The sequence below is a fragment of the Pseudanabaena sp. PCC 9330 genome, from assembly GCF_055795045.1.
Window position 1 is genome coordinate 59,299 of the sequence record NZ_JAYFES010000099.1, and the last position, 22,922, is coordinate 82,220.

The 22,922-nt window shown below is 57.6% G+C and carries 21 protein-coding genes; 10 read left to right on the forward strand and 11 right to left on the reverse strand.

The window, feature by feature from the left end:
• Positions 1 to 93: 93 nt before the first annotated feature.
• The 5 genes from AC0QKW_RS11035 (at position 94) to AC0QKW_RS11055 (ending at position 4,520) form a co-directional block, all read left to right on the forward strand.
• Positions 94 to 1,410, forward strand: coding sequence for a glutamate-5-semialdehyde dehydrogenase (locus AC0QKW_RS11035; protein ID WP_473151121.1), 1,317 nt, complete (start codon positions 94 to 96; stop codon positions 1,408 to 1,410).
• 153 nt (positions 1,411 to 1,563) lie between these two features.
• Complete coding sequence (locus AC0QKW_RS11040) at positions 1,564 to 2,199, forward strand: hypothetical protein (RefSeq protein ID WP_473151122.1); 636 nt, start codon at positions 1,564 to 1,566, stop codon at positions 2,197 to 2,199.
• A gap of 47 nt (positions 2,200 to 2,246) precedes the next feature.
• Positions 2,247 to 2,681: a VOC family protein gene (locus AC0QKW_RS11045; protein ID WP_473151123.1), complete on the forward strand. Its 435-nt coding sequence runs from the start codon at positions 2,247 to 2,249 to the stop codon at positions 2,679 to 2,681.
• Positions 2,682 to 2,817: 136 nt separating this feature from the next.
• On the forward strand, positions 2,818 to 3,978 hold the full coding sequence (locus AC0QKW_RS11050; protein ID WP_473151124.1) for a CobW family GTP-binding protein: 1,161 nt from the start codon (positions 2,818 to 2,820) through the stop codon (positions 3,976 to 3,978).
• Positions 3,979 to 4,115: 137 nt separating this feature from the next.
• Positions 4,116 to 4,520: a QcrA and Rieske domain-containing protein gene (locus tag AC0QKW_RS11055; protein ID WP_473151125.1), complete on the forward strand. Its 405-nt coding sequence runs from the start codon at positions 4,116 to 4,118 to the stop codon at positions 4,518 to 4,520.
• Positions 4,521 to 4,610: 90 nt separating this feature from the next.
• On the opposite strand, the gene AC0QKW_RS11060 is transcribed toward AC0QKW_RS11055, so the two are convergent.
• Positions 4,611 to 5,225 carry a thylakoid membrane photosystem I accumulation factor gene (locus AC0QKW_RS11060; protein WP_473151126.1) on the reverse strand — a complete coding sequence of 205 codons (615 nt, stop codon included), beginning with the start codon at positions 5,223 to 5,225 and terminating at the stop codon, positions 4,611 to 4,613.
• Positions 5,226 to 5,348: 123 nt separating this feature from the next.
• Complete coding sequence (locus AC0QKW_RS11065; protein WP_473151127.1) at positions 5,349 to 5,969, reverse strand: hypothetical protein; 621 nt, start codon at positions 5,967 to 5,969, stop codon at positions 5,349 to 5,351.
• Between the two features lie 220 nt (positions 5,970 to 6,189).
• Between AC0QKW_RS11065 and ychF the strand changes: the two genes are divergently transcribed.
• Both ychF and AC0QKW_RS11075 read left to right on the forward strand, forming a co-directional pair.
• Positions 6,190 to 7,281 carry a redox-regulated ATPase YchF gene (gene ychF / locus AC0QKW_RS11070; RefSeq protein WP_473151128.1) on the forward strand — a complete coding sequence of 364 codons (1,092 nt, stop codon included), beginning with the start codon at positions 6,190 to 6,192 and terminating at the stop codon, positions 7,279 to 7,281.
• Between the two features lie 149 nt (positions 7,282 to 7,430).
• Entirely contained in the window at positions 7,431 to 8,297 is an 867-nt protein-coding gene (locus tag AC0QKW_RS11075; RefSeq protein WP_473151129.1) for a GDSL-type esterase/lipase family protein, read from the forward strand.
• A 345-nt stretch (positions 8,298 to 8,642) separates the two neighbouring features.
• On the opposite strand, the gene AC0QKW_RS11080 is transcribed toward AC0QKW_RS11075, so the two are convergent.
• Entirely contained in the window at positions 8,643 to 9,446 is an 804-nt protein-coding gene (locus AC0QKW_RS11080) for a DUF6816 family protein (RefSeq protein WP_473151130.1), read from the reverse strand.
• A gap of 332 nt (positions 9,447 to 9,778) precedes the next feature.
• Here AC0QKW_RS11080 and AC0QKW_RS11085 point away from each other — a divergent pair, with 332 nt between their 5' ends.
• A complete protein-coding gene (locus AC0QKW_RS11085; protein ID WP_473151131.1) occupies positions 9,779 to 10,633 on the forward strand; it encodes a pentapeptide repeat-containing protein in 855 nt (284 codons plus the stop codon).
• A gap of 7 nt (positions 10,634 to 10,640) precedes the next feature.
• Here the strand turns inward: AC0QKW_RS11085 and AC0QKW_RS11090 are convergent, their stop codons facing one another.
• From AC0QKW_RS11090 to holA, 5 genes are all read right to left on the reverse strand, one after another.
• A complete protein-coding gene (locus tag AC0QKW_RS11090) occupies positions 10,641 to 11,390 on the reverse strand; it encodes a response regulator transcription factor (protein ID WP_473151132.1) in 750 nt (249 codons plus the stop codon).
• Between the two features lie 110 nt (positions 11,391 to 11,500).
• On the reverse strand, positions 11,501 to 12,883 hold the full coding sequence (locus AC0QKW_RS11095) for a GAF domain-containing sensor histidine kinase (protein WP_473151133.1): 1,383 nt from the start codon (positions 12,881 to 12,883) through the stop codon (positions 11,501 to 11,503).
• Positions 12,884 to 13,019: 136 nt separating this feature from the next.
• A complete protein-coding gene (obgE, locus tag AC0QKW_RS11100) occupies positions 13,020 to 14,057 on the reverse strand; it encodes a GTPase ObgE (RefSeq protein WP_473151134.1) in 1,038 nt (345 codons plus the stop codon).
• Between the two features lie 6 nt (positions 14,058 to 14,063).
• Positions 14,064 to 14,606, reverse strand: a complete 543-nt coding sequence (locus tag AC0QKW_RS11105; protein WP_473151135.1) for a DUF4168 domain-containing protein — start codon at positions 14,604 to 14,606, stop codon at positions 14,064 to 14,066.
• Positions 14,607 to 14,807: 201 nt separating this feature from the next.
• Complete coding sequence (holA, locus tag AC0QKW_RS11110; protein ID WP_473151136.1) at positions 14,808 to 15,800, reverse strand: DNA polymerase III subunit delta; 993 nt, start codon at positions 15,798 to 15,800, stop codon at positions 14,808 to 14,810.
• Positions 15,801 to 15,878: 78 nt separating this feature from the next.
• On the opposite strand from holA, the gene AC0QKW_RS11115 reads away from it, so the two are divergent.
• Both AC0QKW_RS11115 and cbiE read left to right on the forward strand, forming a co-directional pair.
• Entirely contained in the window at positions 15,879 to 16,496 is a 618-nt protein-coding gene (locus tag AC0QKW_RS11115; protein ID WP_473151137.1) for a precorrin-8X methylmutase, read from the forward strand.
• Entirely contained in the window at positions 16,493 to 17,740 is a 1,248-nt protein-coding gene (gene cbiE / locus AC0QKW_RS11120) for a precorrin-6y C5,15-methyltransferase (decarboxylating) subunit CbiE (protein WP_473151138.1), read from the forward strand. The genes AC0QKW_RS11115 and cbiE overlap by 4 nt, the downstream gene beginning before the upstream one ends.
• A 49-nt stretch (positions 17,741 to 17,789) precedes the next feature.
• On the opposite strand, the gene AC0QKW_RS11125 is transcribed toward cbiE, so the two are convergent.
• From AC0QKW_RS11125 to acs, 3 genes are all read right to left on the reverse strand, one after another.
• Positions 17,790 to 18,566 carry a lysostaphin resistance A-like protein gene (locus AC0QKW_RS11125; RefSeq protein WP_473151139.1) on the reverse strand — a complete coding sequence of 259 codons (777 nt, stop codon included), beginning with the start codon at positions 18,564 to 18,566 and terminating at the stop codon, positions 17,790 to 17,792.
• A 372-nt stretch (positions 18,567 to 18,938) separates the two neighbouring features.
• Positions 18,939 to 19,319 carry an AbrB family transcriptional regulator gene (locus AC0QKW_RS11130; protein WP_473151140.1) on the reverse strand — a complete coding sequence of 127 codons (381 nt, stop codon included), beginning with the start codon at positions 19,317 to 19,319 and terminating at the stop codon, positions 18,939 to 18,941.
• Between the two features lie 1,138 nt (positions 19,320 to 20,457).
• Entirely contained in the window at positions 20,458 to 22,425 is a 1,968-nt protein-coding gene (gene acs / locus AC0QKW_RS11135; protein WP_473151141.1) for an acetate--CoA ligase, read from the reverse strand.
• Positions 22,426 to 22,922 lie beyond the last annotated feature (497 nt).

Genomic DNA, 22,922 nt, shown 5'->3' on the forward strand with positions numbered 1-22,922 from the left:
GAGTTGCTCACTGATGCGAACTCAAGACTTAAACCCCGAAACCCTTTCCTCTGAGGCGGTAAACTGGAGTATTGCCGGGTTGCTCTCACTGCTATGACTGTTTCTCCCCTTGCTCAGGATGCTCAGCCGCTGCTGGCGATTGCCCAGGCGACCCGCCAGGCGGCTCAAACCCTAGCGGGCCTCTCTGCCGAGGCCAAAAATGCCGCCATTGAGGCCGTTGCCTCAGCCCTGGAGGCCAATGCTGAGGCGATTGTGGCGGCAAACGAAGCCGACTGCGAAGCTGCGATCGCAGATCACTTAGCTACCCCCCTCTACGGGCGGCTCAAGCTGGATCGGGTAAAACTGGCGGGGGCGATCGCCGGGGTGCGCGATGTGGCCCGACTGCCCGACCCAGTGGGTACGGTGCAGATCCACCGCGAGCTGGATGACGGGCTAGTGCTAAAGCGGGTGGCGGTGCCCTTGGGGGTGCTGGGGGTGATTTTTGAGTCGCGCCCCGATGCAGTCATGCAGATTTCGGCCCTGGCGATTAAGTCGGGCAATGGGGTGATTCTCAAGGGCGGCAAGGAGGCGGTAACCTCGTGTCTGGCGCTAGTGCAGGCGATCAAGCAGGGGCTGAGCAATGCGGGGGTAGATCCAGAGGCAGTGCAGCTGCTGACCACCCGCGAAGAGACTCGGGCTCTGCTAGAGCTGGAGGACTACGTCGATCTCATCATTCCCCGTGGCTCCAACGCCTTTGTGAGGTTTGTGCAGGAGAATACGCGAATTCCGGTGCTGGGCCACGCCGACGGTATCTGCCACCTCTATGTCGATAACGAGGCAGATCTAGACCAAGCGATCGCGATCGCCCTCGACGCCAAAACCGCCTACCCCTCGGCCTGCAATGCGATCGAAACCCTACTGATTCACAAAGACATTGCGGCGACGGGGCTGACGCCTCTGGCAGAAGCCCTGCATCACGCAAGGGTAGAACTGCGGGGGGATGAACGAGCGCGGGAGATTGTGCCCTACCTGGTGCCTGCCACTGAGCAAGACTGGGCCACGGAGTACAGCGATTTGATTTTGTCGATCAAAGTGGTGGACTCGGTAGCGGATGCGATCGCCCACATCGCCACCTACGGCTCGCGCCATACCGAGGCGATCGTCACCCGCAACGCCGCCACCGCCGCCCACTTTATGCAGCAGGTCGATGCCGCTGGCGTCTATCACAACTGTTCTACCCGGTTTGCCGATGGGTTTCGCTATGGGTTTGGGGCCGAGGTGGGCATCAGCACCCAAAAAATGCCGCCCCGTGGCCCCGTGGGCCTAGAGGGGCTGGTCACCTACAAATACCACCTCGTGGGCCATGGCCATGTCTCAACCACCTACAGCGGCAAAGACGCAAAACCCTTTACCCACCGCGATCTGCCCTAGCCCTTAGCCTGCCCTACATCCACTGGCACGCCAAGTAGGCCCTCACCCTCTACCCCGCACCGCCAAACACCCTATCCCAGAGCAATGGCGTACTGCACTACCGTCAATTGAGGTTGACTTGGGTAAGATCAAGACGGTTTTGAGGAAAGCCCTATGCTGGTACAGCTCGTTCGCCCCCTGGTGCGTACCCAGGTGCAAATGCTCGCCCAGGCTCAGTCGGCCAGCAGCAGGCTGGTGGGCATGGTGTCGCAGTGGCTCGGCTACTTGGGCATTCACGCGGAGGTGACCCAGCTTCAGACCACCGGCAACCGCATTCAGGTCTCACTTTGCGTGGGCAAGCCCGAGCAGTGCACCGAGGCCGAATGGCAGCAAATTCTCGGCAACCTCAACCAAAATCGAGACCCCTCTATAGAAGCCGACACCCTCACCTACACGGCCATGACCCCGGCCCAGCAGAGTAAGGTGCAGCGGCTGCTGGCCTCCATTCTTCACGCCAGTGGGCAAGATTACTTAGAAAACTGGGCCACCCTGCGTCCTCGACTGGTGACCATGGGGCTGGAAGAATCGATGCTGTTGGGAATACAGTCTGCTCTCAAAGCCCCTATGCCCATGGAACTGCTGGTTGAGCAGTTAGAGCCCGAGGTCGCCGCCTTTGTGCTCTCTAAGGCGATTAACATTGCTCTGATCGATCAGCAGATCAGCCAGGCCGAAGATACGGCCCTCAAGGCACTGCTCAGTGCTGTCGATTCCGGCCCAGATCGCCCTGCGAATCGCTCCGCAGTCGTTTAGCCTTTCGCCTGGGACATCACCCCTAACGCCGCTACTAGTTCCCCGCTATGGATTCCTCTGCTGCCCTGTTTCACCTGGCTTTTCCGGTAGGCGACATTCCCACTGCCAAGGGCTTTTATGTGGCAGGGCTAGGGTGCCAGCCCGGACGAGAAACCCCCAACTCGCTGATTCTCAACCTCTACGGCCATCAGCTTGTCGCCCACACCACCACCGACCTCAGCCCCCAAAAGGGCATCTATCCCCGCCACTTCGGCCTGGTGTTTTTGGCTGAGTTCGACTGGGAGACATTGCTGTACCGGGCTAAAGACCATCAGCTCTACTTCTACCAGAGCGAAAAGCGCCGCTTCCCTGGCTCAGCCCTAGAGCACCGCACCTTCTTCTTGCAGGATCCCTTTCACAACCTGCTGGAGTTTAAATACTACTGCCACCCCAGCGCCATCTTTGGTGAAACCGACCAGGCCAGGGTGGGTGACGAGTCGTAGCCCCGCCGTTTTGTGAGAAAGCGGTCTATTGCGATCGCACTCCCTGCGGACAAGCACCCGAACAATCCCCAGGCGGGCGGCAAATCCCCAAGATTGATCGCTAGTATGGAGAGTGTCCTGTATTCCCACACTACCCATGTCTACCGCTGCTCCTCCCATTCAGCCCCAGGTTATGGATGACGCTAAACACGGTCTGCCCGTCACCATCATCACCGGTTTTTTGGGCAGCGGCAAAACCACTCTGCTAAACCACATTTTGGCTAACCAGGAAGGACTCAAGACCGCCGTGTTGGTCAACGAGTTTGGCGAGATCGGCATTGACAACGACCTGCTGATCGCCACCGAAAACAGCGACGACACGATGGTCGAGCTGAGCAACGGCTGCATCTGCTGCACCATCAACAACGATCTGATGGAAGCGGTGTATAAGGTACTCGAACGCCAGGACAAGATTGACTATCTGGTGGTCGAAACCACTGGACTGGCTGACCCACTGCCCATTGCCCTGACCTTTTTGGGCACTGAGCTGCGCGACATGACCCGGCTCGACTCCATCGTCACGGTGGTCGATGCTGAGAATTACAGCCTCGACCTCTTCAACAGCCAGGCGGCCCACAACCAGATTGCCTACGGTGACATCATTTTGCTCAACAAGGCCGACCTAGTTGACGATGCCGACCTTGACTTGTTGGAGGTCAAAATTCGCGATGTCAAAGAGGGCGCTAGAATTTTGCGCACCACCAAGTCAGAGGTGCCTCTGCCGCTAATTCTTAGCGTCGGTCTGTTTGAGTCAGACAAATACTTTGGCGGAGAAAGCACCGAGGCGGCCCATGACCACGCCCACGGGCACGACCATGAAGCCCATGGGCATGAGCAAGACGCCCACGACCACAGCGGTTGTGACCACGACCATGGCCACTGTGACCACGACCATGACGGGCATGACCATCATGGGCATCACCACTCTGACCATCTAGCTATCGATGGATTTACGTCGCTCTCCTTTGCCAGCGATCGCCCCTTTGCCATCCGCAAGTTTCAAAACTTTCTCGACAACCTGCTGCCCGAGTCGGTATTTCGAGCCAAGGGCATTCTCTGGTTTGACGAAAGCCCCAAACGCCACATCTTTCACCTCAGCGGCAAGCGCTTCTCCCTAGACGATGACGACTGGAAGGGTGAACCTAAAAATCAGCTGGTGTTGATCGGCCAAAATCTCGATCACGACACTCTGCGAAGCCAGCTCAACAACTGTCTATGCCTACCTTCAGCTAAGCGCGGCCTGGGCTTTGGCAAATAACACAGTAGCTGACGCCAACGCTATAGTAGGTGCGGAATAGAATCGCTTAACTGGCCCATCGTCAGAACTCTGCTTCTGGGTATGGATCAGGTTTATTGAGATGATCTATCCATCCACCCTTACTTCAAAGAAGCACTATGCAACGTCGAGACTTTAACCGGCTAGGACTGGGATTGTTAGCCGCTAGTTTGCCTGTGGCGATCGCAGCCTGCCAATCGGACTCTGCTAGCCCCGGTGCTGATGGCGAATTTGTGGCCATTGGCACCGTTGCTGATCTAGATACCGATGGGGTGTTGACCAACAGCGACGACGTGGCCGTTATTCGCGACCCCGGCAATCCGGCTGAGCTGATAGCAGTCAGCGCCGTCTGCACCCACTCCGGCTGCGCTATGCCCTGGGATGCTGACCAGGGGCTGTTTATCTGTCCTTGCCACGGGGGGCGCTTTAACCCAGACGGCACCGTTAACGCTGGCCCTCCGCCCCGCCCTCTGCCCACCTTTGCCGCCAAAATTGAGGGCGACCAGGTGTTAGTTCAGATTTAATGTCATTGCCCAAAATCACTCGGGACATTGCTGCAGAGCGGTGGGTTAGCCTCCGAAGCAATGTCCCGATTTGATTTTGGCCCCCGTGATCTACTGTTCTGGTACCAGTTCGGTGTTGACTTCGTTGAACGAGCGTCGGCGCAGCTCCTCCGACTCGGATCGAGGCAGCAGATCAAACACCTGACGCATGGCGTCGTCGATCGCCTCGTAGGAGACCGTACCGACTTCGTTAAACACCAGCTCGCCAGCGGCGTTAAACACCAGGGTTTGGGGCACGGCATTGTTGAAATAGTAGCCAGGCTCGCTGGGTTCGTAGCTGGCTTTTACTGGGATTGCGTCGGCCATCACTGGAACGAAATTGGCAACCCGACCGTAGGGTGCTTGTAGCTGGGATATCACTGAGGCAAATTTTTTACAGTCGCTGCTGTCGTCAACATAGATTACGACCAGGGCAGGCTTACCATAGCGCAAGGACTGTTCCAGGCTGACCTTGGGGGGTACCAGTGACCCGTTGCCAGCGTAAAGGGCAAAAATATTGCCATCATAGTTGTCGTCGGTGAGACCCGCTAGGGCGGCAGGCTGCCCTCCGAAACTCAGCCACAGCACCAGGGCAGCGCAGGCTAGCCCCAGCATCTGCCCCAGGCAGTGCATCCCCCTGGGCAGGGCATTAAGGGTATAGAGGGAGGCGATAAACCGGCGCAGCATTACAGTCGCTATCCTTAAGTATTTGAAACTTTAATCCTTGAAACTTTGGGTCGGCCAAGGCAGAGGCTTCTGGGAGGAAAGTCGCCATCACCCACACTCTATTAGGCCATAGAATGGCAGCGCCTACGGTTGGGTATGATTAAATTCTTGGACGATCGCCCGCATGGCCTCGGCATTGGGGATACGCAGATTGTCCGGCGTCCAGACTACCACCTGGTAGAAGCTGTCGCCGATCTCGACGGTAGTGTGCAAGTAGGCGACGGCGTTTTGGTTGACTTCGCCCCGCACCTCGTACTGCACCGCTGGAAAGCTGCTCACCCGTTCCACGCCAGTGCGCGTCTGGTCGGCTAACACCTGACTAAAGCCTCCCTTGAGAATTTGCAGGTAGAAGGTAGCCTGGTCTTCGAGGCTGCCCGGTGCAACGCTGGCCCGGTCTTCTCCCAGCACGATGAGAAACATTCTCTCGTCAGGATTGTAGGCCTCTAGGTCGGCGCTGGGGTGCAGCTGCCCCGTGGTGGCGGGCCGCCAGCCGCTGGCTAAGCGCAAGCTGACAGGCTTGATGCGACTGGTCAGCAGGTCACCCCGAAAGCCGCGATCGATGTATTGGTTGGCCATATCGCCGCTGCCGGTGGGCGATCGCGACAGCCCCAGCGTGGTGCATCCGGCCAGCCCCAGAACCAGCAAGCTGGCCCCTAGAACCGGCAGCATCCATTTGGACGGCTTTAAAGGGTTTTGTTCTGCCATGGTCTATCCCTGCAATCTATCTCTGTAACCTGGCCTGCGATCTGGCTCCGCCCAGCCTCCCCACGACTGAACCCCAACCCAGTTCCAAATACTGCTCCAAGGGTATAGCAACTCCTCCGCAATGGCCCCATCCTCTCCTATGCTAGATAGGGGTTCAAGCAGTTAGACCAGATCTGACGCCGACACCCCCCGACAACCTCACCGGATCTAGAGTTACCCCATGTTACGAGCTGGCATTGTTGGGTTGCCCAACGTTGGCAAATCTACCCTGTTCAACGCCGTGGTGGCCAACGCCAAGGCCCAGGCCGCAAACTTTCCCTTCTGCACCATTGAGCCCAACGTTGGCATCGTGGCGGTGCCCGATAGCCGTTTGCAGGTGTTGGCCAACCTGTCTAGCTCCGTCGAGACCGTGCCCGCCCGGGTTGAGTTCGTCGATATTGCCGGTCTGGTGCAGGGGGCTAGCCAGGGCGAAGGGCTGGGCAACCAGTTTTTAGCAAATATTAGAGAAGTCGATGCGATCGTCCATGTGGTGCGCTGCTTTGATGACGACGATATTATTCACGTCTCTGGCTCGGTAGACCCCGTGCGCGACATGGAGATCATCAACCTGGAGTTGGCCCTGGCCGATCTGACCCAGCTGGAGCGCCGCATCGATCGCGTCCGCAAGCTAGCCCGCGCTGACAAAGACGCCCAAGCGGAGCTAGCGATTCTCGAAACGATTTTACCGGTGCTCAACGAGGGTAAAACTGCCCGCCAGGTTGAGCTTGACGACGAAGCTGAGGCCATCATCAAGCCCCTGGGGCTGCTCACCCGCAAGCCCGTCATCTACGCCACCAATGTCTCTGAAGACGACCTAGCCAGCGGCAATGCTTGGGTTGAGCAGGTACGCGCCGTAGCCGCAGCAGAGGCTGCCCAAGTAGTGGTGATCTCCGCCCAGGTAGAGTCGGAGCTCGTTGACCTCAGCGAAGACGAGCGCAAAGACTTTCTCGATGCCCTCGGAGTCGAGGAGGGGGGCCTCAAGACCCTAATTCGAGCTACCTACGAGCTGCTCGGCCTGCGCACCTACTTCACCACCGGCCCCAAAGAAACCCGCGCCTGGACAATCAAGGCGGGCATGGTGGCTCCCCAGGCTGCCGGGGTGATTCACACTGATTTTGAGCGGGGCTTTATTCGGGCTGAAACCGTCGCCTATGGCGATTTGGTGGCAGCGGGGTCTTTGGCAGTAGCCAAAGACAAAGGCCAGGTGCGCAGTGAGGGTAAAGACTACGTGGTGCAAGAGGGTGATGTGATGCTGTTTCGGTTCAATGTCTAATCGTCGTTGAACACCAGTGCCCCAGCGTAGGTTTAGCCCCTAAGTCAGAAATTCACCGCCGCAAGGGTGGTATTTCAGGGAAAAATCTATCTACAATTTGACCCATCGGGGGCATCGGTCTCTAGCCCCAGGTTCGTAGGTACCCAGCCGTGGACTCACCGCGTCACCCCTATCCTCAGATTCGATCGGCCCTGCACCAGCTGCGGCAGGTGCCCCCCTGGGCACTCCTTTCCCTGGTAATAAATGGGCTGCTTTTTCTCACTGTTTTAGTTATGCTGCGGCAGTTTAGTCGGGTGGGCGATACGGGTTTGTCGCAAGCCAACGCCTTTGCCGCCGACACATACCATGCGGTGGCGCCCTTTGAGCCAGAGTTGGGTCAGCACCACAGCCTGGCCTACGAACAGTGGGTTAATCTACTGGCCGCAGAAGCCCAAGCAGCGGTGGCCATTAATGCACCACGCCAAACCATTTTGCTGGGCGACTCATTGACCCTGTGGTTTCCGACTAGCATGCTGCCAGGGCGCAAAACTTGGCTCAACCAAGCCATCTCGGGCGAAAGTTCTAGCGGGCTGCGCAACCGCCTTTACTTGCTCGACGAGACTACTCCCGAGGCGGTGTTCATTATGGTTGGCATCAACGACCTGATTTGGGGGGGCTCTGAGGCCGATCTGGTGTACAACGTGCGGATGATGATTAACTATCTGCGGCAAACTCATCCCAACACCAGGGTAGTGGTGCAGTCAATTTTGCCCCACGGGGGTGAGGCCGCTACCTGGGAAGGGCGCGATCGCCTGCTGACTATTGCCCCCGATCGCATCCGCCAGATCAACGATCAAATCAAGCTGGTGACCGTAGAAACTGGGGCCGACTATTTGAATTTATATCCTCTCTTTGCCACGGGGGAAGGTTACCTGCGTCCTGACCTGACCACCGACGGGCTGCACCTCAACGAAAATGGCTATATGGTCTGGCGCACCGCCTTGGCCCTGGTGAATGAAGCCGGGTTACAGCCCTAGGGGCTGTCATCAACTAGTCGTGTATGGCCTAAGAATCAGAGGTTGCAGCCCCTAACCTGTTATTTGGGACGGGTGTAGCAGGGCTTGTCCCAGAAGGGTCTTGGTTACAATTGATGACACGCCCTAAGGTTTTAAGGACGAGGGAAGATTTTTGGACGCCCACAGGGTTCCGCTAATCAGATAAGCCGTTTGCTTTTGGCCTGGAACCCAGGGTTCCAAAGGTCGCCTTTAGACAAAATCAGAATCGCGTAACTCCGATTCTAAGTCGGCCAAATTGGTAAGGACAAATCGCCTTCGCCCAGGAGCGAAGGGGGCAACTAAGTAGGATTTAGTATCCATCTTGCGTCACGTTTCTGCCTGTGGGGTTAGGCCCAGTTGGTAGCGGTAGAGGGCGACGGGTTGGTTCTGAGCATTGAGAAAATCAGGATCTTGGGGTGACAGATACACCGCTGTTACCTGGTCGGCGGTGATGCCCCCCTGCTCCAGGCGGTAGGAGGTAGTGGTCTCGACCTCGTTGAAGTAGGGGATAGCGCCGCCGCGAAACACCTGCTGAAATCGCTCGATGGTGGTGAACTGGTCTGGGGCCAAGGACTCGGTGGCCCGGGCGGTGATCGTCGACTCTAGCTGACGACCGCTACTCAGCAGGGTGACCTGGCGGTTGGGATTTTTTGGGTCAACTTTGACGGCTTTGACCACCCCTTGACCCAGGTAAGCTCGGGCCAGGCTGAGGCCATTAAAGGCGCGATCGGCTACGGTAGTCGACGAACCGATGAGCAGTGGGACTAGGCCTTGCGATCGCCCCAACACCGCCACAAACCGCACTGGGCAGGTCACTGGCACCCCCAGTCTTTCTCGGTTGCCGTCAAAGCCCGGCGTCGTCAAGGCGGGGGCCAGGGGAGCGGCCAGATCGACTAAGGTGCTGGTGAGCAGCCAGTCACCCCGCAGCCAGTCGGGATAGATGAGGTCACCTTGGGCGGCGAGCAAGGCGGGCTTATTGCCCCAGTCAGGAAAGTGCGCCAGGCGATCGCCCAGAGATAGCGCCGAACTCCCCGCCGCCAGAGCCTGACCACTGCACAGCAGCCACACAGTCAGCAGCAGAGCCAGCCAAAAACGGCGGCGGCGTAAAAGCACCATGAGCGATCGCGGCATGGGTCCATCTCCTCTGATTGCCAGGGTTTCTCCCAAGACATGGGGGCAGCGCCATGACAAGCCCCTCACCCCCTAGGCTTAATTTTTCCTTCAAACGGCGGAATTGAATTGCTTCTCTACAAGTTTTTAGTCTATTGATAGAAACAGCAGAGCTCGATAAATCTACCTCACTAGGGCAAATTCACTCCCTGGGAGGATGGCAAATCGACCACCGTTGCCAATCGGCCTGACATCGATTACCTACAATATTAATAGAGTTCCGTTTTTGCCTGTGTCGTCACCGTTGAGGATCATCGTTGGACATTTCCCCACCCAGTTCTCAGCCGGCAGCAATGCCCTTAGACATCACTGCTGCCGACTTGCTGGAGCGCTACGCAGAGGGCGATCGCGACTTTCGCGGCATTCAGCTCATTGGGGCTGACCTCAGCCACAGGGATCTCAGCGGTGCCAACTTTCGCCAAGCCAATCTGCAAAATACTCAGTTTGCTGGGGCTACCCTGGTGGGGGTTAACTTTCGTGAGGCAAAGTTGACCAACGTCAACTTTAACCAGGCTACCCTTATTTTGGCCAATCTGATTGGGGCTGACTTGGCCGACGCTCAGCTCATCGAGGCCGATCTCAGCGAAGCTGGGATGCGCGGCACCATCCTAGTACGGGCCAATTTAAGCCAGGCTGTGATGCGCGAAACCAACCTCAATGAGGCTAACCTCGACCATGCCAACCTGAGGCAGTCGATCTTGACTGAGGCCAGCCTCAGCCGGGCCAGGCTCCTGGAGGCTGACCTGTCTCTGGCCAACCTAGAGCACACCAACCTGACCAGTGCTCTGCTCAACCGGGCCGTGCTGCGGGGGGCTATTTTAGTGGGGGCGCTGCTGACCGGGGCCAGCCTAGAGAATGCTGACCTCCAAGAGGCCGACCTGAGTCGAGCCAGACTGTCGAGCGCTAATCTGGTCAATGCCAATCTGTCGCTGGCCAATTTGCGGGGAGCAAACTTTAGCTGGTGCTCACTGCGGGGGGCCAATCTGCGTGGAGCCACCCTCTACCGCACCCGCCTGAGTTGGTCAAACCTCAGTGGGGCAGACCTGACCGATGCTGTGATGATCAACGCCAAGCTTGATTACACCAATCTCCGGCATACCGATGTGCATGGCACCGTCATGCCCGACGGCTTTACTATGAGTTCTTAGTCATCCTTTAGCCAAAGCGATAGCCAAAGCCCCGCAGGGTGGTGATGTACTGAGGATGGGCCGGGTCAACTTCAATTTTCTCGCGCAGCCAGCGGATATGAACGTCGACAGTTTTGCGATCGCCCACAAAATCAGCGCCCCAGATAGCCTGGATTAGCTCTTCCCTTGACCAGACTCGGTTGGGGCTTTGCATAAACAGCTCTAAAATGCGAAATTCCTTGGGTGATAGATTGACCTCCTGACCCGCCACCCCTACCCTAAACTCACTGGTGTGGAGAACAACATCCCGATAGGTGAGCACAACAGCACTTGTCTGGGTGGTCACCCACCGTTGCCGACGCAATAGAGCCCGGCAGCGAGCAATCAGCTCCCTCATGCCAAAGGGCTTAGGTAGATAGTCATCGGCCCCGACCTCCAGCCCCACCACTCGATCCATCTCAGTGCCCTTAGCACTCAAAATCAAAATTGGCGCGTCGATGTGATGGTGACGCATCAACCGACAGATGTCTAGGCCGTTGACCCCAGGCAGCATTAGGTCGACGATGGCCAGATCCAACGCTAGGCCTGGAGCGCCTTCCCCCGATGCTGGGAACATCAGATCTACAGCACGCTGACCAGTCTCAGCGGTGAACACCTGGTAGCCTTCGTCCGTGAGGGCCATCGCCACGGTTTCTCGGATCAGGTCTTCATCATCAATAATTAAGATGCGCTCCTGCGCTCCTGAGAGCGAGGAAAACCCAGAGGGTACCTTTTGCACAACAGCGACAGCTCAACAACACTTCAGCCATCGAACTATCTTCTGCGCTGCAGCTTAAGGCAAGGCTGGTTTCTGGTTAAGCTTATGTAAATCTTCTCGACGCCACCAGCCTAGTACCCGTGACCCAATTCTGCTAGGGGCCCTACGGTATTTAGCACCGGCAGCAAGACTACCAGACGGCAGCCGCTGTCGAGATCACCTTGTACCTTAAGCTGTCCTCCGTGGCGCTGGGCTAGCTGCTGGCTGAGTCGCAGCCCCAGCAATGCTGGAACCGTAGCTGAGGCTGACCCGGTGTTAGCGACAGGCAGCTGTTGCAACCCTTCGATCACCTCTGGCGGCAGGCCTTCTCCAGTCCAAGGGTTTGACAGCCATACTCCTAGGGCTAGGGCTGGCCCCCGGCGGCAAGCATGGAGACGCAGGGTGCTGTGCTCGTCAGCTACCTGCATCAGACTAAAGAGCAGATGATACAAAATTTGCTTGACCAGGTGCTGATCTAAAATCCAGTGGTTTTCGTTGGGTTCTACGGTGAGATTGATAGTTTGGCCCTGTTCGTCGGCCAGGGGGGCGAGAGTAGCCAACACCTGTTGGCCCAGCAGCTGAATATCTACCGGGGTAGGTACTGGGTCACGCAAGGGGGCACTCCGACCCAGCTCCAAAATTTCATCGACTAGGGCCAAGAGCCCCTGGCTACTGCGCTGCACAATGTCGTTATATTCGCGCTGCTTGGGAGTGAGGGGGCCGTAGATTTCGCGGTTGAGCATAGTGGCCATGCCCATGACTGTGCTCAGGGGGCTACGCAACTCCTGGGTGAGCCGGTTGGTCAGTCTCAGACGCAGGGCGTCGCCTAGGGCAACTGGCGCGAGAGAACTCTGCCCCGTTGTCGCTAACCCCCCAGCGGCTAAGACAGACTGACGCTCATACTCACTCATAGCCCAGCGGGCAGCCATGGCTAAAAAAGCTAAATCTTGGTCGGTAAAGGCCCTAGGCTGGACGTCCATCACCGCTAAGGTGCCGAGACAAAGGCCTTGGCACGTTACTAGGGGCACGCCGCAGTAGGATCGAATGCCGTAGGTGGTGACTAGGGTACTCTGAGCCACCACGAGATTTTCGTGAGTATCAGGTAGCACTAGGGGCTGTTCGCTATCGAGAACGTAAACTCCGAGGCCTTGCTCAAGGGGCAGCTGCCGCTGCTGCGACAGGGGGTTACCCACCCCGCGACAAAACAGGCCGTAGGCCGCCCGAAAGTATTCGGTATGGTGGTCGGCAACGGTGACCACGGCCATCGGTGCTGCCAGAAACCGGGCTGCCAGTTGAGCGGCTTCTTCCCATGCGGGGTGGTTGGTTTGACCGCCGAGACCGAGAGCCGCGATCGCCTGGCGACGGTGCTGTTGCCGACTGGCCCAGGGCAACCCTTGTAGCGAGCAACAGGGCCACTGCTGACCCTGGCGATCGCCCCTAGGGTCAGCTAGTTCCGAAAATACAGAAGCAATCATGGCTAACGATTAACCCTTGCCTATACACAGCCCTAGAATGCCCTGGGGCTCGACACAAGCAACGGTAATGCGATCAAAATGTATAATTTATTACCGAACATTGCAGGGGGAGAGCGGCGATCGCAGCATCTTTCACCTAACTGTCGGCGACGGGCTCTGGCATGGCTTGGGCGGCTTGGGCGGCAGCGCGATCGAGCAGATCCCAGATATGTTGCAGCATCGGTGCTGTACCGGTGCCCGCCACCGCCGAGATGGCGTATATCGGCCCCTTTACCAGCGGCTCAAACTGCTGGAGCAAGTCGGCCAATACTTCTGGAGGAAGGGCGTCGATCTTGTTGAGAGCTAAAACCTGGGGGCGATCGACGAGATCGCGCCCGTAGGCGGCCAGCTCCTGCTGAATGGTGTGAAAGTTTTCTACGGGCTGCTCAGCGGTGGCGTCAACTAGGTGCAGCAGCAGCCGAGTACGCTCGATGTGGCGCAAAAACTCGTGCCCCAAACCCAGGCCCTGGTGGGCTCCTTCAATCAGTCCGGGGATGTCAGCAAAAACAGTGCCGTCGCCGGTAGGACGACGTACCACCCCCAGGTTGGGGATCAGCGTCGTAAACGGATAATCGGCAATCTTGGGCCGCGCCGCCGACAGGGCCGAAATTAGAGTAGATTTGCCCGCATTGGGCAGGCCGACAATACCCACCTCGGCCAGCAGCTTAAGCTCTAGCCGTAGGCGACGCTCTTCACCGGGCAGGCCAGGCAGAGCATGCTCTGGGGCACGGTTGCGATTGCTCAGAAAGTGGCGATTGCCGAGTCCACCCTTGCCCCCTTGGGCGACACAGAGTACCTGACCCGCCATCACTAAGTCGCCCAGTAGTTCATCGGTGTGAGCGTCGTAAATCGCTGTGCCACAGGGCACCTCTAGGTACAGATCAGAACCGGTGGCACCGGTCATATTCTTAGGGCCGCCCCGCTGACCATTGTCGGCCTTAAACCGGTGGGCGTAGCGAAAGTCGAGCAGGGTTTGCAGCTGGCTAGTAGCCCTCAGGTATACCGACCCGCCAGGGCCGCCGTTCCCCCCTGCCGGCCCGCCAGCGGGCACGTACTTTTCTCGCCGAAAGGCGACGATGCCATCGCCGCCGTCACCGGCAATTACCTCAACCTCGGCCTGATCAATAAACTGCATTGTAAATTAAGGGGTGCTGTTAGCAGGGCGCGACCCCTGAGACTGTTGCTGAAGCTGAACCATGGCGGCGCGGATTTGCTCCGTCAGGGCCGGATCTTGGGGATGGGCGGCGGTGATAGCGTTAAACCGACGCACCGTCAGCCCATTGGCCTGAACGATGGTGCTGGCCTGGTTGCAGTAGTTGACCACTACGGTACGCACACTACTGCGGAGGTTGCGAGGTAGCTGGTTGAGACTGTCGGTGCCAGTACAGGACATGTCAATGCTGGCCACATCATAGCTGGTGCCGGTGAGCAGAGTCTTAATCTGGCTGTAGGCCTCGTTGCGGGGGCTATCCATCTGTAGCACTGAGGCGGCGTAGCTGGTGACTTCCTCCGCCGATACACCGCTGTCTTGGGCCCAGGCGGATCCCAGGACCACAGTACCGCTTGTCGAGGGCAGCTCGATGCCGGTGCTGCCGCCCAATAGGGCGAGGCAGACCGCCGTGGCTAACGCCAGGCGACGATGGGGTTTAGCGATTAAAAAAACGTGATTAAAGCGATGAGTCATTAGTATGTTGTGTCTCCTATGGGGTCTGCACCAGGATGGCTTGATATTTTGTTTTAATAGCCAAATCTGTATTTAGTACCAACGAAAGGTGCAAACGAATGAGTTTCAATGAAAAGTCTGTACTCTCAGGGCTAGCCCTGGCTCTGTAGTTAAACTCTCATCCCAGACGGGAGGATTCCTGGATGGGTTCCAACCCTGGCCCTAAAGACTACTTGATTGAAACCCTCGGCAGAGTTCGATCGTTTTTGTGTGTAGGGTAGCGCGTTCCTCTCGGCCATATTTTAAATCAGACTCTAATTCTAGTAGCAAAGGTAGGGTCTGTTGCAATTGGGACAGGCTGAGCGATCGCACCTCCTGTTTCAAAAAATAGATGCGCTTGGGATTGGCCACCTCAGCCGCCGCTGCCATCTCAGCATCGCTGGTCACCCCTGCCGCCGCCAGCGCCTTCAGCCACAGCCACAGGCGAAACTGGCTCACTAAGGTGGCCACAATCCGCAGGGCTGGCTCATTGCGATCAAGCAGGTCATCGATCAGCCCCAACGCCCTTGAGGTGTCGCCCTGCTTGATCGCCTGGGCCAGCTGTAAGCTAGTCTGAGTCGACACTGTCACCAGTTTTGCGGCCACCGCCGGCGGTATGGGCTGGGGGTTGGCACCCCAGTAGAGGGCCAGCTTTTCTAACTCTAGGTGGAGCTGGCGGGTGTCGTTGCCCACCGCCTCTGCCAGCAGGTCGAGGGTGGCCGACTCCAGGCCCAGACCTCGCTCCTGGGCTACGGTCGCCACCTGCTGGCGGATTTGGTCGGTCTTCCAGGGGGGAATGGTGGCAAACTCGCGAATATCGCCGTGGGTTTTGAAGAGTTTAGTAAATTTGGCCCGGCCATCGGGCTTGGCGGTACTAGTCAGCAGCAGCACGGCACTGTCGGGAATCTGGGGCAGAGTGCGCTCAAACTCTACCAGCACCGGCTCAGGGCAGCGCTGACCCAGGCCGGTGTTTTGCAGCCACACCAGCCGCTGCCCCTGGCCAAAGGGGGGGGTCATGGCCTGGTTGAGGGCCTGGGCAGGGCCGTTGGCGGCGTCAGGAGCAATCAGGTCATAGTTGAAGCTGGCCCAGGCTTGGTCGAGGGTGCGATCGCGCAGGGCGTTTACCGCGTTTTGGAGGGCAAAGTCATCATCGCCCCAAAAATAGTAGGCAGGCATAGGGGTGGGGATGATTTTTAGACGAGATACTGAGTTGGGATACGCTAAGGAAGCTGTCTGCTCCCTTAGTAATGGCCCATGGCAAAGCTGGTTCAAAGCCCCATTTTAGAAGAAAGTTTTGCGTTAATTGACGCCGAATTTGGCCCCCATGGCTTTACCCCCGCTGAGTATGCCGTCGTGCGGCGGGCCATCCACAGCACCGCCGACTTTGACTTTAAGCATTTGGTGACCTTTGGCCCAGGGGCACTAGCAGCCGGGCTCAAGCACTTGGCGGCGGGTGGCCCGATCATTGTCGATGTGACGATGGTGCGCCAAGGGGTGATGGGCCTGGTCGATCGCACCTTTCGCAACCCCTTGCTGACGGCGGTGACGCTGGGCGACCCGCCCCACCAAGGCCGCACCCGCACAGAGACGGGGCTGCTGCGCTGCCTAGATCAGCAGCCCGATGCCCTGGTAGTGATTGGCAACGCACCGACGGCGCTGATGGCGCTGTGCGATCGCATAGCTGCTGGTACCGCCCGCCCCGCCCTGGTGATCGGTGCCCCGGTGGGCTTCGTCGCGGTAGAAGAGTCAAAGCAGCAACTGGCAGCCACCCCAGTGCCGCAGATTCGTGTCGAGGGGCGCAAGGGCGGTTCGCCAGTGGCCGCCGCCCTGCTCAATGCTCTACTGGTCATGGCCTGGGAGCAACAGCCATGACGCCAATCCACGTGGTGGGCATCGGCCTGGAAGGGCGCGATGGCCTACCACCCCAGCTGCAAAATCTGGTCTATGGGGCTACGGTGCTGGTGGGTAGCCCTCGGCACCTGGGCTACTTTTCGACCGCCGCCGAGACCTGGCCGATCGGTGACCTAAAAGCCACCCTCGATCGCCTGCGCCAGTGGGTCGACAGTGATGGCTCAGGCGTCGTCGTGGTGATGACCTCGGGGGATCCGCTCTTTTTTGGTCTGGGACGGCTGCTGCTGGAGCACCTGTCTCCTGAGTGCCTCACATTTCACCCCCACCCCAGCGCAGTGCAGCTGGCCTTTAGCCGCCTCAAGCTGCCCTGGCAGGGGGCCACCTTAGTCAGCGCCCATGGCCGCTCCGCCGACGAGCTGATCGCCGCCCTGCGCCGAGGCGACGATCTGATTGCGGTACTCACCGACCCCACCCACAGCCCTGCCACCCTAGGGAAAATAGTGACCACCCTGGCGTTGCCCTATCAGTATCGCCTAGCGGTGTGTGAGAACCTGGGGGGCCAGGATGAGACCATCCACCAACTCACCCCAGAGGAGGCCATTGGCCAGACCTTTGCACCGCTCAACGTGGTCGTGTTCCAACGGCACAGCGAGGTCTGGCCAGCACCGGAAAATCTGCCCTTGATTGGGCTCCCCGATCGCGCCTTTGCCACATTCCGCGATCGCCCTGGCCTGATTACCAAGCGCGACATTCGCATTCAAATCTTAGCTGATCTGGATCCGAGAGCTGATCAAATCATTTGGGATATCGGGGCGGGCACCGGGTCCGTGAGCGTTGAGATCAATCGTCTGTGCCCTAGCGCCCAGGTCTACGCCATCGAAAAAACTGCCGCTGGCCACGGCCTGATTCAGCAAAACCAGCGTCGCCTGGGCAATGGCAATCTCTATCCAGTCTACGGGGCAGCCCCGGCAGCCCTGGTTGATTTACCCGACCCCGATCGCATTTTTATCGGCGGCAGCGGCGGACATCTGGCCACCATTCTCGACTTCTGCGCCGCCCGGATCAAACCCCAGGGCCGTATTGTTCTGGCCTTGGCAACCCTTGAGCACACCAGCACGGTACTGGCCTGGGCCAAATCTTCAGTCCCATTTGCCTGGCGGGTAGAGCTACGGCAAATTCAGGTGCAGCAGGGGGTACAGGTGGGGCCACTAACCCGCTGGCAGCCGCTGACGCCGATTACAGTGGTCACTTTGAGTGCAGGGTAGAAGGGTGATGGCGTGTTGAGACGATTCCGCTTCACTCCCCTACGCCCCCTCACCCTCCCCACCACCAAACTCCGACCCCCGTTAGAACCAAGAGCACCAAGGGCAGCACCCCCGTCAGGGGCTGATCGGAAATGCCTATCAGCCAAATCGAGCCATCTTTACCGGGCTTGAGCAGGGCCAGGGCATCAATGGCGGCGATCGCATACACCCAACCGGCATGGAGCCCCCAGGCCAACCCCAGGCTGCCCCCCGCCGCCCAACGCCCTAGCAAGAGCACCGCGCCCATCAGCGCTAGTCCGGGTAGCTGGGGCGACCCAGCCGGGCCATCCCACAGCAAATGAGAGACGGCAAAGATCAGGCTGACGGCGATCGCCACCGCCAATCCAGGCATGACCTGAGCCAGACCATTGACCAAGACACCACGAAAGATAAGCTCTTCAACCCAGCCTACAAATAGCGCCAGGGGGAGCACCGCCAGGAGTACGACCCCTGGCGCAGGGCCGTTCGAGGGATCACCCAGTTCGTTGGGCGCTGTCAATTCTCCAGACTGAGGGGTGGTAAAGGGAGATTGCCACTGTCGCCAGCCCAGGCTCAGCTGCAATGCCGCCAGTACAACTACCCCCCCAGCCGCCACCCCAAAGCCTGCCAGTACCAGCGACCAAAAGGGCCAGTTCCAGGCAATGCCGTAGTCAGACCAAGTCCCTGCCTCCAGGCGACGGTGCACCTCCACTGCCGCCGGGGCCACGAGATAGAGAGGCAGCAGCAGGGGCAGCTTGTGCTGGGGTGCCACCGGATAGCTGAGGGGCACTCGGGCAATACGAGACACTAACCCAACGATTGGAAGACCGAGAGCCATCCAGCTTAAAAAAAAACTAGGAGATGGGCGATCGCTGACATATTGACCAATACATTTGCCATGGTAGATCCGTAATCTGTCCAGTTAATCTGCTCAGTTAAAACTAGAGACCGCAGCCTTTCTTTAAAGAAAGGCTGCGGGTCCTCACTTCATCTAAGGAGACCTCTGGGAAAGAAGATAACCCCATGCAGGGGCACAGAACCTGCGCCTTCGGGAGGAAGCAAAATCCTTGGGTATTTTCTTGATCAGAGTTGTCCTGAGTAAAGCAGTAGAGTTTTGTCTGTGGAAAAACTACAGCCCCCAAGCTGGACTGGTATGAGGGGCTAGATGCCGTTTATGCTTCTATTCTTCGTCCGAATCTGCGTCTAGCTGCTTTAGATGAATGTGCTTGTAGCCTAGTTTAATTTCAAACTCATCCCCAGACTTGAGGCCCATCTCTTGGGTATAGGTAGCCCCGATTACTATTTGGCCATTTTTGTGAACACTGACGCGATAGGTCGGTTCGCGCCCACGACCGTCTTTGCTGCTCTCAGGGTCAAGGTTAATACCCTTTGCTTCTAGCAGAGCATCATAAAAGCCAGAGAGATTAATCCTTACCTGGTTATCTTTTGTCAGGGTGTAGTAACCGCATTCTTTGGCAGTTTCACGCTTAGTTAGGTTAGATAGGTCTTTAACCTTTTGCAGCAAGGCTTTGCCAGTCAGGGGGGTGGATTTTTCTGCCATCGTCAGGGAATGTCCTTAGGGTGAAACGTAGAACAATGTGCTGTAGGGGGATGATCTAGTCCTAACAAAGCTAAAGACTAAGAACAACGACCAACTTGCAATAAATCAAACCCAGGGTCAGAGGTAGGTTTTGCCGATGAAAAACTAGAGACCCCAAGTTGGACTCAGCGCAGCTAGCGAATAATAACAAACAAATTTGCCTATTCACACAACTAATTATAGTCATGACCGCAAAAGCTGTCACAAGAAAATAATTTATTTCAATGGACCCTAGATACCTATCTGCTGTCAGCGGATTGCCTTGACTATACCCGTTGCAGGATTGAAATCAATGCCATGGGTGGCTACTGTGCGCCTACTTTATCTCTAAATACGGGGGTGGCCTGCCAAAGCAGGCATTTTGAAAATCCGCTAACGGGCTATAGACAATTTATTTGAACCGCCTGCAAACAATTGAGTGCTTGCCCTAGGGCAGCGAGTTTGCACAAGATCCTAAGGTCTGGATTAATGGCTGTAGAGCCGCCTATCTAAGTAGGATGCCTTGATTGCTGTCGGGTACGATACGCACTAAGCCCAGGCGCTACGGCACTTTAGGCTTCGCCGCAGCGCACCTTTCAGCATCGGTTCATTAGGAATGCCGACTTGCATAAACGTCACTGTTGAGGCCGTCAATCTGACCTATTGGGCCTGTTGCTATAAAGTATGGACAGTTCGTCAAGGCTGCGATCGCCCTTTTCTGGTTAGACGAAATCTGGGCCTATACCTTTGCTTTGCTGCGGTTGTCATGGCGTCTCAGGGATGCCAACGTCACGGCTGAGCCATCACAATCGATCGACTTCAGCTATGTTCTGGGGAGCAGGCAACTGGTTTTGGCAAAATTACCAGCACAATTGGCGAGCATCCCCTAACGGCCAAGCTAGATCGTCACGGTGGCATGAGCAAGTCTGTCCAGGGATAGATTGTTCTGGAGAAGGTTGATTGGGGTATGTTTTGCGGTTTCGGCTGGCCCACCGCGCGATCGCGCCCCCTGCAAAACCGCTCATTCCTGGGGTTGAAAGGCTGTCTTGTCAGGGGAAGAGGCGCTTTAAATCTGCCCTCGATGCCTCCAGCATTTTTGAGGCTTGCGATCGCGGGTTGACTAGCCCTGACGCAGCTGATCGAGAATGCTTTGATCTTCCATGGTGGAGGCATCGCCGGCGATCGCCTCACCGCTGGCCAAATTGCGCAAAAAGCGGCGAATGATTTTGCCCGATCGCGTCTTGGGCAGAGCATCGGCAAAGCGAATTTCGCCGGGCCGAGCAATGACCCCAATTTCATTCACAACGTGCTGCTTGAGCTCCTGTTTCAGCTCATCGCTGGGGCCATATTGACCCTCCAAAATCACAAAGGCAAAAATATCTTCGCCTTTAATCTCGTCTTTGCGGCCCACTACGGCGGCCTCGGCCACGGCGGGGTGAGACACGAGGGCTGACTCGACCTCCATGGTGCCCAGACGATGCCCCGACACGTTGATCACGTCATCGACTCGACCCATTACCCAAAAGTAGCCGTCTTCGTCTTTGCGCGCACCATCGCCAGCAAAGTAGAGGTACTGGCCATCGATCGGGGCAATATGCTCCCAGTAGGTGCGGCGGTAGCGGTTGTCGTCACCATAGACCGTGCGCATCATGCTGGGCCAGGGGTGCTTCACCACCAGGTAGCCGCCCTCGCCTGGGGGCACCGGGTGGCCATCGAGGTCAACCACGTCAGCAAGAATACCGGGAAACGGCAGGGTGGCAGAACCCGGTTTCGTGGGGGTAGCCCCCGGCAGCGGCGTAATCATAAAGCCACCGGTCTCGGTCTGCCACCAGGTGTCAACGATCGGGCAGCGCTCGCCGCCAATCACGGTGTGATACCACATCCAGGCTTCGGGGTTGATGGGTTCACCCACGGTGCCCAGCAGCCGCAGAGACGACAGATCTCGCGCCTTGGGCAGTGCATCGCCCATTTTGATAAAGGCACGAATGGCGGTGGGAGCCGTGTAGAAAATCGTCACCCCGTACTTTTCAATCACATCCCAAAAGCAGCCGGGGTTCGAGGGTCTGGGCACCCCTTCATACATCACTGTGGTGGCCCCGTTAGACAGCGGCCCATAGACGATGTAGCTGTGGCCGGTGATCCAACCCACGTCGGCGGTACACCAGTAGACATCGGTATCTTTGATGTCAAAGGTCCATTTAAAGGTCATGTGGGTGTACAGGTTGTAGCCGCCAGTGGTGTGCACCACCCCCTTAGGCTTGCCTGTGGTGCCGCTGGTGTAGAGAATAAACAGCAGGTCTTCAGCGTCCATTTCTTCGGCAGGGCAATCTGCCGAAGCGGTGGCCTGCAACTCGTGCCACCAATGGTCACGCCCTTCTACCATAGGGATTTCAGCCTTGGTGCGCTGCACCACCAGCACCCCCGTAACGCTAGGCACGCCCTGGTCGGCCAGGGCCTGATCGACCGCTGCCTTGAGGGGAATGACCTTGTCTTTGCGGAAGCCACCGTCGGCGGTGATCACGACCTTGGCCTCGGCGTCATTGAGACGATCTTTTAGAGCTTCGGCGCTAAAGCCGCCAAACACGACGGTGTGGGCTGCCCCAATGCGGGCGCAGGCCAGCATGGCGATCGCCGCCTCGGGCACCATGGGCATGTAGATGCCGACGCGATCGCCCTTGTTCACCCCCAGCCCCTTGAGCACGTTGGCCACCTGGCACACCTCCCGGTGCAGCTGGGCATAGGTCAGGGTGCGGCTGTCGCCCGGTTCCCCCTCCCAGATCAGGGCCGCTTTGTTGCGCCGCCAGGTGGTGAGGTGCCGGTCTAAACAGTTGTAGGAAATATTGATCTTGCCCCCCACAAACCATTTGGCAAAGGGCGGCTGCCAGTCCAGCACCGTATCCCAGGGTTTGAACCAGTGCAGCTCTTGGCTGGCCAACTCTGCCCAAAATTTTGCCGGGTCAGCCGCCGCCCGCTCTGCCAACTCTCGATAGGCCTCCATACCTTGAATTGATGCGTTTTGAACAAACCCATCGGTAGGAGGAAAAAGGCGATTTTCCTGGAGAATCGATTCAATGGTGGGGGAAGCCATAGACAGTTCTGCGTCTCTTGCAATCACAAATGAACTTCGGCCAAGTCCAGCGGTGGAGTTCTGTCGATGAGAAAACGACAGAACCTGGGGTGGACTTGGTATAGTATCGGCGAAAAACCGCAAACTACCCAGCCTAGGCAGAGAGATATCTCTGATCTGGCACTGGGCCACGAGCCACATCTTAGGGCTAAATTGATCTCGACTTAAGTGAGCGGTGTTCGCTTAAAACCATACGATTTTTGGTGAGCGTTTGGATAGCCCGTCCAGATTTTCTCAATTAACCCATTCCAGGCTAAAAGAGGAGTTCTGCCTGTGGGAAAACTACCGATCCCAAGCTGAACTTGAGAATACATTAGCGCTTACGGTTTGGGCTTTGGGGCATCGGGGTGAGGAGATACGGGGGGTGCATCCCAGTTTTGCAATAAGTACAAATACGTAGTCATCAAACATAGGAGAATTAAGGGCTTTGAACAGCGTCTTATCCCTAGACTTACAAG